We start from the raw sequence: 15,502 nt of genomic DNA, 5'->3' as shown, positions 1-15,502 counted from the left end.
TCCTTGATCAGTTCAGCGCATCGAGCAATGCCTGGTTCATGTCTGGCGTACCGATGGTAATGCGCAGGAACTGGGCAATCCGCGCCTGCTTGAAGTGCCGCACGATCACACCCTGCTCACGCAGGCGAGCCGCCAACTCGGCCGCATCCTGCTGCGGGTGACGGGCGAAGATGAAGTTGGCCGCCGACGGCAGCACTTCGAAGCCTTTGGCCGTCAGTTGCTCGACCAGCACTTCACGGCTGGCGATCACCTTGCGGCAGGTTTCTTCGAAGTAGGCACGGTCTTCGAACGCCACGGCCGCGCCGACGATCGCCGCACGGTCCAGCGGGTAAGAGTTGAAGCTGTTCTTGATCCGCTCCAGCGCCTCGATCAGGTCCGGGTGGCCAACCGCCAGGCCAACGCGCAAGCCGGCCAGCGAGCGCGACTTGGACAGGGTCTGGGTCACCAGCAGGTTGTCGTAGCGGTCCACCAGGCTGATGGCGGTCTCGCCACCAAAGTCGATGTAGGCCTCATCCACCACCACCACCGAATCACGGTTGGCCTGCAGCAGTTGCTCGACTGCCTGCAACGGCATCAGGCAGCCGGTCGGCGCATTCGGGTTAGGGAAGATGATCCCGGCGTTAGGCTTTTTGTAGTCCTCGATACGGATCTGAAACTGCTCGTCCAACGCCACCTGCTCGAAGGCAATACCATACAGGCCGCAGTAGACCGGGTAGAAGCTGTAGCTGATGTCCGGGAACAACAGCGGCGCGTCGTGCTGGAACAGGCCATGGAAGATGTGCGCCAGCACCTCGTCCGAACCGTTGCCGACAAAGACCTGCCCAGGGGTTACGCCATAGTACTCGGCCACCGCCTGCTTGAGCCGGTCACCATTCGGGTCCGGGTACAGGCGCAGGTTGTCGCTCAGCTCGCCGCGCATGGCCTCCAGCGCCTTGGGCGATGGGCCATAGGGGTTTTCGTTGGTGTTGAGCTTGACCAGGCGGGCCAGCTTGGGTTGCTCGCCCGGCACGTAAGGGACCAGGTCCTTGACGAAGGGGCTCCAGAATCGACTCATGCTCAGTTCCCCTTGTCTTGGGTCAGGATACGGTATTCGGCGCTGCGGGCGTGGGCGGTCAGCGACTCGCCACGGGCCAGGACCGAGGCGGTGTGACCCAGCTCGGATGCGCCCTGCTCGGAGCAGAAGATGATCGACGAACGCTTCTGGAAGTCATACACCCCCAGTGGCGAGGAAAAACGCGCGGTGCCAGAGGTCGGCAACACATGGTTGGGGCCTGCGCAGTAATCACCCAGCGCTTCGCTGGTGTGGCGGCCCATGAAAATGGCGCCGGCGTGGCGGATCTGCGGCAGCCAGGCCTGCGGGTCGGCGACCGACAGTTCCAGGTGCTCGGGGGCAATCCGGTTGGCCACTTCAATGGCCTGCTGCATGTCACGCACCTGAATCAGCGCACCACGGGCGTTGACCGACTTCTCGATGATCTCGGCACGTTCCATGGTCGGCAGCAGCTTGTCGATGCTGGCGGCAACGCGGTCGAGGAACTCGGCGTCCGGGCTGACCAGGATGGCCTGGGCGTCTTCGTCATGCTCGGCCTGGGAGAACAGGTCCATGGCGATCCAGTCCGGATCGGTCTGGCCGTCACACACCACGAGAATTTCCGAAGGGCCGGCAATCATGTCGATACCGACCTGGCCAAACACGTGGCGCTTGGCGGTAGCCACGTAGATGTTGCCTGGGCCGACAATCTTGTCCACCTGCGGCACGCTCTCGGTGCCATAGGCCAGGGCGGCGACGGCCTGGGCACCGCCCACGGTGAACACACGGTCTACACCGGCAATGCAGGCGGCGGCCAGTACCAGTTCATTGACCTCGCCACGCGGGGTCGGCACCACCATCACCACTTCAGTCACGCCGGCGACCTTGGCCGGAATGGCGTTCATCAGCACCGAGGACGGGTACGACGCCTTGCCACCGGGCACATACAGGCCGGCGCGGTCCAGCGGCGTGACCTTCTGGCCCAGCACGGTGCCATCGGCTTCGGTGTATTGCCAGGAATCCTGCTTCTGCCGCTCGTGGTAGATGCGCACGCGCTCGGCGGCTTTTTCCAGGGCGGCACGCTGGGCGTCGGTAATGCGCGTCAGGGCAAGCTCAAGGCGCTCACGCCCCAGAATCAGGTCATCGATGGACTTGGCATCGACGCCATCGAAACGCTGGGTGAACTCGACCAGCGCCGCATCGCCGCGTTCGCGGACGGCTTTGATGATGTCGAGCACGCGCTGGTTGACCGCGTCATCGGACACACTTTCCCAGCTCAGCAGATGATCCAGATGTCGGGCGAAATCCGGGTCAGCAGCGTTGAGACGGGCAATTGCAGTGGACACGGTCATGGCGAGGGCCTCGATTATTAGCGAATGCTCAGGCGCCCTAGGCTACCAGTCCATCCGCGCGGGCACCCGAGAAAAGTGGCTATGACGCGGATAGACGGGCGCGACAGCGGAGGTCGCGCGCAGGAGGTAGAGTCTTAGCCGCGGTGTCGCGATTCGACGGCCTTGCGCAAGGTGTCGATCAGGCTTTGGATGCGGGCATGCTGCATCTTCATGGAGGCCTTGTTGACCACCAGACGCGAGCTGATCGTGGCGATCATGTCTTGTGGCTCAAGGCCATTGGCGCGCAGGGTGTTGCCGGTGTCGACGACGTCGATGATCTTGTCAGCAAGGTTGATCAGCGGGGCAAGTTCCATCGAGCCGTACAGCTTGATGATATCGACCTGACGGCCCTGTTCGGCGTAGTAACGCTTGGCAACGTTGACGAACTTGGTGGCCACACGCAGACGGCCCTTGGGCTCCGGTGCGCCAACCACGCCAGCGGTCATCAGCTTGCAGCAGGCAATCTGCAGGTCCAGCGGCTCGTACAGGCCTTGGCCGCCGTACTCCATCAGCACGTCCTTGCCAGCCACACCGAGGTCGGCGGCGCCATGCTCGACATAGGTCGGCACGTCGGTGGCACGCACGATCAGCAGGCGCACGTCGTCCTGCGTGGTGGGGATGATCAGTTTACGGCTCTTGTCCGGGTTCTCGGTCGGCACGATACCGGCCTCGGCCAGCAATGGCAGGGTATCGTCGAGAATTCGGCCTTTGGATAGCGCGATGGTCAACATGGGAAACGTCGGTCCTTAAGCGGCTACTGCCGGCCAGGTCATCGACCTGGCCGCATTCAATTCTTTATGTGGGAGCGGGCAAGCCCGCTCCCACAACAGATGATTAGCCCGGTACGCGACGAATCTTCGCGCCCAGCATCTGCAGTTTTTCCTCGATGCACTCGTAACCACGGTCGATGTGGTAGATGCGATCGATCAGGGTATCGCCCTCGGCAACCAGCGCCGACAACACCAGGCTTGCGGAAGCACGCAGGTCGGTGGCCATTACCGGAGCACCTTTGAGCGCCTTGACGCCAGTGACGATGGCAGTGTTGCCTTCGACCTGGATCTGCGCGCCCATGCGGTGCATCTCGTAAACATGCATGAAACGGTTCTCGAAGATCGTCTCGATTACCGCACCAGTGCCTTCGGCGATGGCGTTGAGCGAGATGAACTGCGCCTGCATGTCGGTCGGGAACGCCGGGTACGGAGCCGTACGCAGGTTCACAGCCTTGGGCCGCTTGCCGTGCATGTCCAGCTCGATCCAGTCTTCGCCGGTGTTGATGTCGGCGCCCGATTCCTTGAGCTTTTCCAGTACCGCTTCAAGGATGGTCGGGTCGGTGTCCTTGACCTTGACGCGGCCACCGGTGACGGCAGCGGCGACCAGGTAGGTGCCGGTTTCGATACGGTCGGGCATGACCCGGTAGGTGGCCGAGTGCAGGCGCTCGACGCCATCGATGGTGATGGTGTCGGTGCCGGCGCCCTGAACCTTGCCGCCCATGGCGTTGATGAAGTTGGCCAGGTCGACCACTTCAGGTTCACGCGCGGCGTTCTGCAGCACGCTGCGGCCGTTGGCCAGGGCAGCGGCCATCATGATGTTCTCGGTACCGGTCACGCTGACCGTGTCGAAGAAGAAGTGCGCACCGCGCAGGCCACCTTCAGGCGCCTTGGCCTTGATGTAGCCGCCTTCGACCTCGATCTTCGCGCCCATGGCTTCCAGGCCACGGATGTGCAGGTCGACAGGGCGCGAACCGATGGCGCAACCGCCAGGCAGGGCCACTTCGGCCTCACCGAAGCGAGCGACCATCGGGCCCAGTACCAGAATCGAGGCGCGCATGGTCTTGACCAGCTCGTACGGTGCGACCAGCGTCTTGATGGTACGCGGGTCGATTTCCACCGACAGCTTTTCGTCGATCACAGGCTCGATGCCCATGCGCCCGAACAGCTCGATCATGGTGGTGATGTCGTGCAGGTGCGGCAGGTTGCCCACGGTGACCGGGCCGTCAGCCAGCAGGGTCGCCGCCAGAATCGGCAGGGCCGCGTTCTTCGCGCCCGAAATGCGGATCTCGCCGTCAAGGCGAGCGCCGCCAGTAATAATCAGTTTGTCCATTGGAGTCTCGCCGCCAAGTTGGCTCAGGTGCGCTCAGCCCAGGCTGCGCTGCTGAAAAATTTCATGGTTACCGCATGGATGCTGCCATTGGCGATCCAGGGATTAAGGTGAGCATAGATCGCCTGCTGACGCTTGACCGGGCTCAGGCCAGCCAACTCGTCGCTGATCACGTTCAACTGGAAGTTGCAGCCTTCGCCTTCAACTTCGACCCGGGATCCCGGCAATTTTTCTTCAAGGAAGCTTTTAACTTCTACGGCCTGCATGCTCAACCTCAATCGGCGCCCGATGCGCACGGGTCGGCCATCATACAAAAAAGCCCCTCGCCTGCGAAGCCCACTGAGGGCGTGCGCTGACCGAGGGGCCATCTTTCAGTGCGAGGCCATCAACTGGCCAGCACTTCATCGAGGTCGTAGACCTCGGCAATTTCCCGCATATCGTCAGGCATACCGCGTACCTGGCAGGCCTTGCCGGCCGCCTGGGCGTCACGCATGAACGCCAGCAGCAGCGACAGGCCGACGCTGGACGATTTCGCAACAGCCGAGCAATCGAGCACCATCTGCGGCTCGCGCGAGGCGTCGATCAATGCCTTGCCTTGCTTGCGCAAGGCCGGGCCACTGCGATAGTCCAGCACGCCAGCCAGGCGCAGTACGCCCGGTTCGGCCATGCTTACCCCCGCCTCGCTCATTTCACTTCCTTGTCAGGCGAGCTGTCGGCGGCCTGCTTGGCCTTGGCCACTTCGCCGGCCCAGCCGTCGATGGTCTTGTCCAGGTTGTTGCCGTTGCGCTGCATGGCATCGGCGAACTGGTCACGGAACAGCTTGCCGATGTTGATGCCGTTGACGATGACGTTACGCACCTTCCACTCGCCGGCAATGTTCTCCAGGGTGTACTGCACCGGGTACACGGCACCATTGTTGCCGGTCACCTTCATGCCGACGCTGGCACGCTTGCCGTCATCGGCCTTGGCCGGATCGACGACGATGCCCTGGTTGTTGTACTCCAGCAAGGCATTGCCATAGAACTGCATCAGGCTGCGCTTGAAGTTGTCCTGAAAGCGCTGCATCTGCTCAGGCGTGGCTTTGCGCGAGTACTTGACGGTCATGATGCTGCGGGAAATGCCGTCAGCGTCCACCACCGGGCCCAGGATGCGGTTGAGCGCATCGTAGAAGGCGTTGGGGTTGGACTTGTACTGATCCTTGTTGGCCTTGAGGTCGCCAAGCAATTCGTTGGTCGTACCCTGAACCACATCGTGAGGCGTCTGCGCCGCCACGGTCAGCAGGGGGAAGGCCGCCAGCAGGACCAGCAGGCCACGTCGCAGGATCGAAATCATGGAAACTCCTTAATTAGCCGGTTGCGCTTCTTTCGGTTCCTTGCCAACGGAGTTGAGCAGGAACTTGCCAATCAGATCTTCCAGCACCAGAGCCGATTGGGTGTCGTGGATGGTCGCGCCGTCCTTGAGCACCTGATCTTCACCGCCCACGCTGATGCCGATGTACTTCTCGCCGAGCAACCCGGCGGTCAGGATCGAGGCAGTGGAGTCGGTCGGCAGGTTGTCGACGGTCTTGTCCAGCTGCAACGTCACCCGACCGGTGTAGGAATCACGGTCCAGATCGATGGCGGTGACCTTGCCGATGGTCACACCGGCCATGGTCACTTTAGCTCTGACCGTCAAACCGGCGATATTGTCGAAGTACGCATAAACTTTATAGGTGTCGCTGCTCGGGCTGGCCGACAGCCCGCTGACACGCAGGGCCAGCAGCAACAGCGCCAGGATCCCGGCCAGGAGGAACAGGCCGACACCGATTTCCAGGGTGCGGTTTTGCATCAGAAATCTCCAAACATCAAGGCGGTCAGAATAAAGTCCAGACCCAGGACTGCCAACGAGGCGTAGACCACGGTCTTGGTGGTGGCACGGCTGATCCCTTCTGAGGTGGGCTCACAGTCGTACCCCTGGAATACGGCGATCCAGGTCGTGACGAAGGCGAACACCAGGCTCTTGATCAACCCGTTCAACACGTCGTCGGTAAAGGAAACACTGTTCTGCATATTGGCCCAGAACGAGCCTTCGTAGACGCCCAGCCAGTCCACTGCAACCCAGGAACCACCCCAGATACCGACCACGCTGAAGATCAGCGCCAGCAGCGGCAGCGAGATGAACCCGGCCCACAGGCGCGGCGCGACGATGTACTTGAGCGGGTCGACGCCGATCATTTCCAGGCTCGACAGCTGTTCAGTGGATTTCATGTTGCCGATCTCGGCGGTCAGCGCAGAACCCGCGCGGCCGGCAAACAGCAAGGCGGTCACCACCGGCCCGAGTTCTCGCAGCAGGGTCAGGGCAACCATCTGCCCGACCGCCTGCTCGGAGCCGTATTTGGTCAGGATGCTGTAACCCTGCAGGGCCAGCACCATGCCAATGAACACGCCGGAGACGACGATAATCGCCAGCGACAGCACGCCCACCGAGTACAACTGCTTGGTCAGCAGCTGGAAACCACCGCCAATGCCGCCACGCCCGATCAGCGCGTGGAACAGGAACAGACAGGAACGCCCGAGCACTGCCAGCACGTCGATCGCCGAGCGACCGAGCAGGCGAACCCGTTCGAGTAAGGATTTTCTGCGCATCAACGCGCTCCCAGCAGGTCGGCGCGGTAATCAGGCGCAGGAAAGTGGAAGGGAACCGGGCCGTCCGGATCGCCCTTCATGAACTGGCGAATACGCGGGTTGTCCGAGCCCATCAGTTCGTCGGGGGTGCCCTGCCCCAGCACCTGGCCATCACCGACCACGTAAATGTAGTCGGCAATGCTGGCGGTTTCGGCCAGGTCGTGGGAAACCACAATGCTGGTGATGCCCAACGCATCGTTGAGCAGGCGGATCAGGCGCACCAGCACACCCATGGCGATCGGGTCCTGGCCGACGAACGGTTCGTCGTACATGAGGATCTGCGGGTCCAGGGCAATCGCACGGGCGAGCGCCACCCGGCGCTTCATGCCGCCGGACAGCTCGTCGGGCATCAGGTCGATGGCGCCGCGCAGGCCGACGGCCTGCAGTTTCATCAACACGATGTCACGGATCATTTCTTCCGACAGCTGGGTATGCACGCGCAACGGGAAGGCGACGTTCTCGAACACATCAAGGTCGGTGAACAGCGCGCCACTCTGGAACAGCACGCCCATCTGCTTGCGCGCATCGAACAGATCGCTGCGCGACAGCGTCGGCAGGTTCTGCCCGGCGACCCATACCTCACCACCGGACGGGCGCAGCTGCGCGCCCATCAGGCGTAGCAAGGTGGTCTTGCCGCAACCCGATGGCCCCATGATGCCGGTGACCTTGCCGCGCGGGATACGTATGTCGACATTGCTGAAAATGCTGCGCGAACCGCGCTTGAAGGTAAGCCCCTTCAACTCGACCGCGTAGGCGCTATCCACACTCATCTAGACTCCTTGCTAGTGCAGCCTCGTCCTAATTGACGCCGGCCCTCTTCTTGAAGGCACACGCGCCCCTGGCAGGCCGAATAGCGGCGAACTATAGCACCGCTGACAGCGCCGCCCCAAGGCCGGGGAACGAGTCGTTCAGCCCTCAGACAGGCTTTGATGACATTCGTCACAGCAATCGAAAGGGTGAGGGTTTCTTTCATTGCGGCTATAATCGCCGCCTTTTCATCAGGCATTGCTTTTTCGACATGAGCCAATCCAGCGAGCTGATCCAATCCGCCCAACGCACCCTGCGCCTGGAACTCGAGGCCGTAGAGGCCCTGCTTGCGCGCATCGACGACAATTTCGTCAAGGCCTGCGAACTGATCCTGGCAAGCAAGGGCCGGGTCGTCGTGGTTGGCATGGGCAAGTCCGGGCACATCGGCAACAAGATCGCCGCCACCCTGGCCAGCACTGGCACGCCTGCGTTTTTCGTACATCCGGCCGAGGCCAGCCATGGCGATATGGGCATGATCACCCGCGACGATGTCATCCTGGCCCTGTCGAATTCCGGTAGCACTGCCGAAATCGTCACCCTGCTGCCCTTGATCAAACGCCTGGGCATCAAGCTGATCAGCCTCACCGGCAACCCGGACTCGCCCCTGGCCCAGGCCGCCGAGGTCAACCTCGACGCCCGTGTGGCCCAGGAAGCCTGCCCGCTGAACCTGGCGCCGACCTCCTCCACCACGGCATCGCTGGTACTGGGCGATGCCCTGGCGATCGCCCTGCTCGAAGCCCGCGGCTTCACCGCCGAGGACTTTGCCTTCTCGCACCCCGGTGGCGCGCTGGGCCGTCGCTTGCTGCTCAAGGTCGAGAATGTCATGCACAGCGGCGACGAGCTGCCTCAGGTGCCACGCGGCACCCTGCTCAAGGACGCCCTCCTTGAGATGTCTCGCAAAGGCCTGGGCATGACCGTGATCGTGGAGCCGAACGGCACACTGGCCGGGATTTTCACCGACGGCGACCTGCGCCGCAGCCTTGATCGCAACATCGACGTGCACACCACCCTGATCGACGAGGTGATGACCGTGCATGGCAAGACTGCCCGCGCCGAAATGCTCGCCGCCGAGGCCCTGAAAATCATGGAAGACCACAAGATCGGCGCCCTGGTGGTGGTGGACCGCGACGACCGGCCGACCGGTGCCCTCAACATGCATGACCTGCTGCGCGCCGGAGTGATGTAAATGAACCAGAACCTGATGCAACGCGGCAAGGCCATCAAGCTCGCCGTATTCGACGTCGATGGCGTGCTCACCGACGGTCGCCTGTATTTCCTCGAAGATGGCAGCGAGTTCAAGACCTTCAACACCCTCGACGGCCAGGGCATCAAGATGCTCATGGCCTCGGGTGTGACGACGGCGATCATCAGCGGGCGCAAGACGCCAGTGGTCGAGCGCCGGGCGAAGAACCTCGGTATTCCTCACCTTTACCAGGGCCGCGAGGACAAATTGGTGGTGCTTGACGGCCTGCTCGCCGAACTGGGCCTAAGCTATGATCAAGTCGCCTACCTGGGCGACGACCTGCCTGACCTGCCGGTGATTCGTCGCGTGGGCCTGGGCATGGCGGTGGCCAATGCCGCGCCGTTCGTTCGCCAGCACGCCCAAGGCGTAACCCAGGCTCGCGGCGGCGAAGGCGCCGCCCGTGAATTCTGCGAACTGATCATGCAGGCCCAGGGCACCCTGGACGCTGCCAACGCCAACTACCTGTAAGGCTGCCCATGTTCAGCAAGAAAGTCCGCAACGTTGCGCTGCTCGGGGTCATCGCCGCCCTGCTGGTGGCGATCGGCTACTGGAACGTCAGCCCGGAGAGCTTCCTCGACAAGCCGGTGAGCCAGGTCGATGACAGCGCCATCGACTACTACGCGACCAACGCCCACAGCCTGCAATTTCTGCCCGATGGCAAGCTGCAGTATGAAATGACCGCCGACAAGGTCGAGCACCTCAAGGCCAGCGAGATCACCCTGCTGACCACCCCCGACCTGCACATGTACCGTGGCACCGAGTACCCGTGGCACGTGCAGAGCGCCCGCGCCGAGGTCAACCCGGACGGCACCGAGGTCGAACTGATCGATAAGGTCCGCGTTGCCCGCATCGACGAAAAGCAGCGTGAGACCATCATTACCAGCTCACGCATGACTGTGTTCCCGCAGAAGCAATATGCGCAGACCGAGCAAGCCGTTAGAATCGACGGCGCCGGTGGCACAACTACGGGCAAAGGAATGAAAGCGTATTTGAAAGAAAGCAGGATGGACCTGCTCTCTAACGTAAGAGGACAGTATGAGGCTCGTTAAAACCCTCCCCCTTTTGCTCAGCCTGAGCGCAGCACTGGGAAGCGCGAGCGCCTTCGCACTGCCGAACGACCGTGATCAGCCGATCCGCATCCAGGCCGACCAGGCCCACCTGGATGACAAGCAAGGCGTAGCCACCTACACCGGCGACGTGGTCATTACTCAGGGCTCGATGATGATCAAAGGCAACACCGTGACCATCACCCGCTCCGCCTCCGGCGACATCGATGTGGTGACCTCGGTGGGCAACCTGGCCTACTTCGAGCAGCAGCAGAGCGCAGCCAAGCCAGACAAGATGAAAGGCTGGGGCGTGACTATTCAGTACCAGTCGCAGAAGGACCTGGTGATTCTCACCGACCGCGCCAAGGTCGAGAACGAAGGCAACACCACCGAAGGCGAGAAGATCGTCTACAACACCCAGACCCAGGTGGCAACCGCCGGCCGTGGTGGCAACGTGACTACACCGCGTCAGCGTATCGACATGGTGATCCAGCCCAAGAAGAAGGCCGAGTAAATGGCAACCCTCAAAGCCCAGCACCTGGCCAAGAGCTACAAGGGTCGGCAGGTCGTGCGCGATGTCAGCCTGTCGATCGACAGTGGCCAGATCGTCGGCCTGCTCGGCCCCAACGGCGCCGGCAAGACCACCTGCTTCTACATGATCGTCGGCCTGGTCCAGGCTGAGCAAGGGCGCGTGCTGATCGACAACCTCGATGTCAGCCACCAGCCCATGCATGGTCGTGCTCGCGCCGGTATCGGCTACCTGCCGCAGGAAGCCTCGATCTTCCGCAAGCTGTCGGTAGCCGATAACATCATGGCGATCCTCGAGACCCGCAAGGAGCTCGACCGCGATGGCCGCCGCAAGGAGCTGGAGAGCCTGCTGCAGGAGTTCCACATCAGCCACATTCGCGACAACCTCGGCATGAGCCTCTCGGGTGGCGAACGCCGCCGTGTCGAGATCGCCCGAGCCCTGGCGACCGCACCCAAGTTCATCCTGCTGGACGAACCCTTCGCCGGCGTCGACCCGATTTCCGTCGGCGACATCAAGCAGATCATCCACCACCTCAAGACCAAGGGCATCGGCGTACTGATCACCGACCACAACGTGCGTGAGACGCTGGATATTTGCGAAACCGCCTATATCGTCAATGATGGCCGACTGATCGCCGAAGGCGATGCCGAAACCATCCTGGCCAACGACCTGGTCAAAGAGGTTTACCTGGGTCACGAGTTCCGACTCTGACCCCGGGACGCACCTGGAGCACTGGCAAATCGCCCGTATTGGGGTTTAAGTTGTTACGGTGCTCTAGGCAAACGCTACAATTTAAGGCATAAAACTTGCTTGAAATGGCGCTCCGGCGCCCTCGTGTAGTGGATGGCGCATGCGCGCCGGCGAACAAGGTATTAAGCCCCTGCCATGAAACCATCGCTCGTCCTAAAAATGGGCCAGCAACTGACGATGACTCCTCAGTTGCAACAGGCCATCCGCCTCCTCCAGCTCTCCACCCTGGACCTCCAACAGGAAATCCAGGAAGCGCTGGAGTCCAATCCGATGCTCGAACGTCAGGAAGACGGCGAAGACTTCGACAACAGCGATCCGATGGCGGACAACGCCGAAAACAAGCCGGCCGCCGAAGTCCAGGACAACAGCTTCCAGGAAAGCACTTCAAGTGCCGAAAACCTGGAGGACGGTGAGTGGAGCGAGCGAATCCCCAACGAGCTACCGGTCGATACCGCCTGGGAAGACATCTACCAGACCAGCGCCAGCAGCCTGCCAAGCAACGATGATGACGAGTGGGACTTCACCACCCGCACATCGGCCGGCGAGAGCCTGCAAAGCCACCTGTTGTGGCAACTGAACCTGGCACCGATGTCCGACACCGATCGCCTGATCGCCGTCACCCTGATCGACAGCATCAATGGCCAGGGCTACCTGGAAGACACCCTCGAAGAAATCTGCGCCGGTTTCGACCCTGAACTGGATATCGAGCAGGACGAGGTCGAAGCGGTGCTGCACCGCATCCAGCAATTCGAGCCTGCCGGCATTGCTGCACGCAACCTTGGCGAATGCCTGCTACTGCAACTGCGCCAGCTACCGGCCAGCACACCTTGGATGGCCGAGGCCAAACGCCTGGTCACCGACTTCATCGACTTGCTTGGCAGCCGCGATTACAGCCAACTGATGCGGCGCATGAAGATCAAGGAAGACGAGCTGCGCCAAGTCATCGAACTGGTGCAAAGCCTCAACCCGCGCCCCGGCTCACAGATCGAATCGAGCGAGCCCGAGTACGTGGTGCCCGACGTCATCGTGCGCAAGGACAGTGACCGCTGGCTGGTGGAACTGAACCAGGAAGCCATCCCGCGGCTGCGCGTCAACCCGCAGTACGCAGGCTTTGTCAGGCGCGCCGACACCAGCGCCGACAACACCTTCATGCGCAACCAACTGCAGGAAGCGCGCTGGTTCATCAAGAGCCTGCAGAGCCGCAACGAAACCCTGATGAAGGTCGCCACGCAGATCGTCGAGCATCAACGCGGCTTCCTCGACCATGGCGACGAAGCGATGAAGCCTTTGGTCCTGCATGACATTGCCGAAGCCGTGGGCATGCACGAGTCGACCATTTCGCGGGTTACCACGCAGAAATACATGCACACGCCTCGCGGCATCTACGAACTGAAATACTTTTTCTCAAGCCACGTCAGCACCGCCGAAGGCGGAGAATGCTCGTCCACGGCGATCCGCGCGATCATCAAGAAACTGGTTGCGGCGGAAAATCAGAAAAAGCCATTGAGTGACAGCAAGATCGCTGGTTTACTGGAGGCACAAGGCATCCAGGTAGCCCGTCGCACCGTCGCCAAGTACCGCGAGTCTCTCGGCATTGCACCGTCGAGCGAGCGCAAGCGACTGATGTAGCCCCTGGGGTGTGCCACAGCGTTTTTGGGGCAGGTGCAAGACTTGCCTCTTTATGCACGGGCAATAAAGGAGAAGCTGTATGCAAGTCAATATCAGTGGACAGCATGTAGAAGTCACCCAGCCGCTGCGCGAATACGTGCTTGAAAAGCTCGCCCGCTTGGAGGGTCACTTCGACAAGATCACCAATGTGACTGTCATCATGAAAGTCGAGAAGCTGCAGCAAAAGGTCGAAGCGACCCTGCAGATTCCAGGCGGCGAAGTGGTTGCCAACGCCGAACACGAAGACATGTATGCAGCAATTGACGCCTTGACCGACAAGCTCGACCGCCAACTGAAAAAACACAAGGAAAAACAGCAAAGCCTGCTGCAAGGTGCAGCTGCTCGCTGATCCCCCTCATCCATGATCCGACTTGAAACCATCCTGACCCCCGGCCGTTCCCTCGTGAACGTGCCGGGCGGCAGTAAGAAGCGCGCCCTCGAAAAGGTCGCCACCGTCATCGCCGAACAAGTGCCAGAGTTGGAGATGCAAGACGTCTTCGAAAAACTGGTCGCCCGTGAAAAACTCGGTTCGACCGGGTTCGGCAACGGCATCGCCATCCCCCACTGCCGTCTCCACGGATGTACCGCTCCGGTCAGCGCATTGCTGCACCTGGAAGCGCCGATCGAATACGACGCCATCGATGGCGCGCCTGTGGACCTGCTGTTTGTCCTGCTGGTGCCCGAAGCTGCCACCGATGCGCACCTGGAACTGCTGCGCCAGATCGCCAGCATGCTCGATCGCAAAGAGGTTCGTGATCGTCTGCGTGCCGCCAGCAGTAACGAGGCCCTGTACCAGGTTGTCCTGGACGTACAGAACGAGCACTGAACATGCGCCTGATCATCGTCAGCGGCCGGTCCGGCTCCGGCAAGAGCACCGCCCTCGATGTCCTGGAAGACAACGGTTTCTATTGCATCGACAACCTGCCCGCCGGGTTGCTACCGCAGTTGGCGGAAAATGCGTTGATCAATACCGAATTGCTGCAACCCAAGGTGGCCGTGTCGATTGACGCGCGCAACCTGCCCAGCCACCTGACGCGTTTCCCCGAGCTGCTCGAAGGAGCGCGTGCCCGGCATATCAAGTGCGACGTTCTGTACCTGGACGCCGACGAAGACACGCTGCTCAAACGCTTCTCCGAGACCCGTCGGCGCCACCCGCTGACCAATGCCAACCGCTCCCTGGCAGAAGCGATCCGTGTGGAAAGCGATATGCTGGGGCCGATCTCGGACCTGGCTGACCTGAAGATCGACACCACCAGCCTCAATCTTTATCAACTGCGTGATTCGATCAAGCTGCGCCTGCTCAACCAGCCCGAGCCCGGTACCGCGTTCCTGGTCGAATCGTTCGGCTTCAAGCGTGGCATGCCGGTCGATGCTGACCTGGTGTTCGACGTGCGCTGCCTGCCCAACCCGTACTGGAAGCCCGAGCTGCGCGAGCACTCCGGCCTCGATCAACCCGTGATCGACTACCTCGCCGCCCAGCCGGATGTCGAAGACATGTTCAACGACATTTCCAGCTACCTGCTCAAATGGCTACCCCGCTTCGCCGCCAGCAACCGCGCCTATGTCACCATCGCCATCGGCTGCACCGGCGGCCATCACCGGTCGGTGTACCTGACCGAACGCCTTGGCCAGTTGCTGCAGCAATCACTGAAAAACGTCCAGGTCCGCCACCGCGACCTCTAGCCCACAGGATCTGCCTCACGATGCCCGCCCGCGAAATCACCATCATCAACAAGCTGGGCCTGCATGCCCGGGCGGCGGCCAAGTTCGTCGGCGTGGCCGGGCGTTTTCCTTGCCAGGTCCGGGTAGGCCGTGCGCCAGACAAGCTGGTGGACGGCAAGAGCATCATGGCGGTGATGATGCTCGCGGCGGGTAAAGGCACCCAGGTGCACCTGCTAACCGAAGGCGAACAGGACAATGACGCGCTGGACGCATTGGTTGAACTGATCAACAACTACTTCGACGAAGGCGAGTAGGGAACGCTGGGGCTCGCCACAACACGTTCAGCGCCTGTGAGACCGAGCACCGCCCGCGCGGCGCATCGCGAGCAAGCTCGCTCCTACATCCGTTTCGGGCCAATTATTCCTGTGGCATTGGCGCGCGCGCCCTTGGCGTATGGCACGAATATCGTGTCGTGAAAACAAGGCGGTCGCGCACGTTGGCGTAGGCGTAACTGGCCCGAAACGGATGTAGGAGCGAGCTTGCTCGCGATGCGCCGCGCGGGCGGCGCTCGGTCTTACAGGCGCAGACAATCTCCCGCCGAGCCATTGCGACCACG

Annotated in this window: 20 protein-coding genes; 10 read left to right on the top strand and 10 right to left on the bottom strand. The window is 61.7% G+C overall.

The window, feature by feature from the left end; all coding sequences use genetic code 11:
• Positions 1–7: 7 nt before the first annotated feature.
• The 10 genes from hisC to ACSSU5_RS15410 form a co-directional block, all read right to left on the bottom strand.
• A complete protein-coding gene (gene hisC / locus ACSSU5_RS15455; RefSeq protein WP_492559215.1) occupies positions 8–1,054 on the bottom strand; it encodes a histidinol-phosphate transaminase in 1,047 nt (348 codons plus the stop codon).
• 2 nt (positions 1,055–1,056) lie between these two features.
• The gene (gene hisD, locus ACSSU5_RS15450; RefSeq protein ID WP_492559214.1) at positions 1,057–2,382 is read right to left on the bottom strand and encodes a histidinol dehydrogenase; all 1,326 of its coding nucleotides are present in this window, start codon (positions 2,380–2,382) and stop codon (positions 1,057–1,059) included.
• A 134-nt stretch (positions 2,383–2,516) separates the two neighbouring features.
• Positions 2,517–3,152, bottom strand: a complete 636-nt coding sequence (gene hisG, locus ACSSU5_RS15445; protein ID WP_264310146.1) for an ATP phosphoribosyltransferase — start codon at positions 3,150–3,152, stop codon at positions 2,517–2,519.
• 103 nt (positions 3,153–3,255) lie between these two features.
• Positions 3,256–4,521 (bottom strand): UDP-N-acetylglucosamine 1-carboxyvinyltransferase, encoded by a 1,266-nt coding sequence (gene murA, locus ACSSU5_RS15440; RefSeq protein ID WP_264310147.1) that lies wholly within the window; start codon positions 4,519–4,521, stop codon positions 3,256–3,258.
• A gap of 23 nt (positions 4,522–4,544) precedes the next feature.
• A complete protein-coding gene (locus tag ACSSU5_RS15435; protein WP_003255121.1) occupies positions 4,545–4,784 on the bottom strand; it encodes a BolA family protein in 240 nt (79 codons plus the stop codon).
• Positions 4,785–4,903: 119 nt separating this feature from the next.
• Positions 4,904–5,206 (bottom strand): STAS domain-containing protein, encoded by a 303-nt coding sequence (locus ACSSU5_RS15430; RefSeq protein WP_264310148.1) that lies wholly within the window; start codon positions 5,204–5,206, stop codon positions 4,904–4,906.
• Positions 5,203–5,850 (bottom strand): MlaC/ttg2D family ABC transporter substrate-binding protein, encoded by a 648-nt coding sequence (locus ACSSU5_RS15425; RefSeq protein WP_264310149.1) that lies wholly within the window; start codon positions 5,848–5,850, stop codon positions 5,203–5,205. Before ACSSU5_RS15425 ends, ACSSU5_RS15430 begins: the two co-directional genes overlap by 4 nt.
• Before the next feature lie 9 nt (positions 5,851–5,859).
• Positions 5,860–6,345 (bottom strand): outer membrane lipid asymmetry maintenance protein MlaD, encoded by a 486-nt coding sequence (gene mlaD / locus ACSSU5_RS15420; RefSeq protein WP_016501327.1) that lies wholly within the window; start codon positions 6,343–6,345, stop codon positions 5,860–5,862.
• Entirely contained in the window at positions 6,345–7,142 is a 798-nt protein-coding gene (gene mlaE / locus ACSSU5_RS15415; RefSeq protein WP_114167698.1) for a lipid asymmetry maintenance ABC transporter permease subunit MlaE, read from the bottom strand. The genes mlaD and mlaE overlap by 1 nt, the downstream gene beginning before the upstream one ends.
• Positions 7,142–7,951: an ATP-binding cassette domain-containing protein gene (locus tag ACSSU5_RS15410; RefSeq protein WP_264310150.1), complete on the bottom strand. Its 810-nt coding sequence runs from the start codon at positions 7,949–7,951 to the stop codon at positions 7,142–7,144. Before ACSSU5_RS15410 ends, mlaE begins: the two co-directional genes overlap by 1 nt.
• 248 nt (positions 7,952–8,199) lie before the next feature.
• Between ACSSU5_RS15410 and ACSSU5_RS15405 the strand changes: the two genes are divergently transcribed.
• From ACSSU5_RS15405 to ACSSU5_RS15360, 10 genes are all read left to right on the top strand, one after another.
• Entirely contained in the window at positions 8,200–9,174 is a 975-nt protein-coding gene (locus ACSSU5_RS15405) for a KpsF/GutQ family sugar-phosphate isomerase (RefSeq protein ID WP_264310151.1), read from the top strand.
• A complete protein-coding gene (locus ACSSU5_RS15400; protein WP_264310152.1) occupies positions 9,175–9,699 on the top strand; it encodes a KdsC family phosphatase in 525 nt (174 codons plus the stop codon).
• Positions 9,700–9,707: 8 nt separating this feature from the next.
• Positions 9,708–10,280, top strand: a complete 573-nt coding sequence (lptC, locus tag ACSSU5_RS15395; RefSeq protein ID WP_264310153.1) for an LPS export ABC transporter periplasmic protein LptC — start codon at positions 9,708–9,710, stop codon at positions 10,278–10,280.
• The gene (lptA, locus tag ACSSU5_RS15390) at positions 10,267–10,791 is read left to right on the top strand and encodes a lipopolysaccharide transport periplasmic protein LptA (protein ID WP_264310154.1); all 525 of its coding nucleotides are present in this window, start codon (positions 10,267–10,269) and stop codon (positions 10,789–10,791) included. Before lptC ends, lptA begins: the two co-directional genes overlap by 14 nt.
• A complete protein-coding gene (gene lptB / locus ACSSU5_RS15385; protein ID WP_492559213.1) occupies positions 10,792–11,517 on the top strand; it encodes an LPS export ABC transporter ATP-binding protein in 726 nt (241 codons plus the stop codon).
• Between the two features lie 174 nt (positions 11,518–11,691).
• A complete protein-coding gene (locus ACSSU5_RS15380) occupies positions 11,692–13,185 on the top strand; it encodes an RNA polymerase factor sigma-54 (protein WP_492559212.1) in 1,494 nt (497 codons plus the stop codon).
• Between the two features lie 79 nt (positions 13,186–13,264).
• Positions 13,265–13,573 carry a ribosome hibernation-promoting factor, HPF/YfiA family gene (gene hpf, locus ACSSU5_RS15375; RefSeq protein ID WP_264310156.1) on the top strand — a complete coding sequence of 103 codons (309 nt, stop codon included), beginning with the start codon at positions 13,265–13,267 and terminating at the stop codon, positions 13,571–13,573.
• Between the two features lie 12 nt (positions 13,574–13,585).
• The gene (gene ptsN, locus ACSSU5_RS15370) at positions 13,586–14,050 is read left to right on the top strand and encodes a PTS IIA-like nitrogen regulatory protein PtsN (protein WP_264310157.1); all 465 of its coding nucleotides are present in this window, start codon (positions 13,586–13,588) and stop codon (positions 14,048–14,050) included.
• A gap of 2 nt (positions 14,051–14,052) precedes the next feature.
• Positions 14,053–14,907 carry an RNase adapter RapZ gene (gene rapZ, locus ACSSU5_RS15365; RefSeq protein WP_492559211.1) on the top strand — a complete coding sequence of 285 codons (855 nt, stop codon included), beginning with the start codon at positions 14,053–14,055 and terminating at the stop codon, positions 14,905–14,907.
• Positions 14,908–14,927: 20 nt separating this feature from the next.
• Entirely contained in the window at positions 14,928–15,200 is a 273-nt protein-coding gene (locus ACSSU5_RS15360) for an HPr family phosphocarrier protein (RefSeq protein WP_264310159.1), read from the top strand.
• Positions 15,201–15,502: the final 302 nt, after the last annotated feature.

It is taken from the genome of Pseudomonas sp. E1MeOHC2, assembly GCF_058745025.1.
This window is presented reverse-complemented; position numbering and strand designations above follow the sequence as displayed.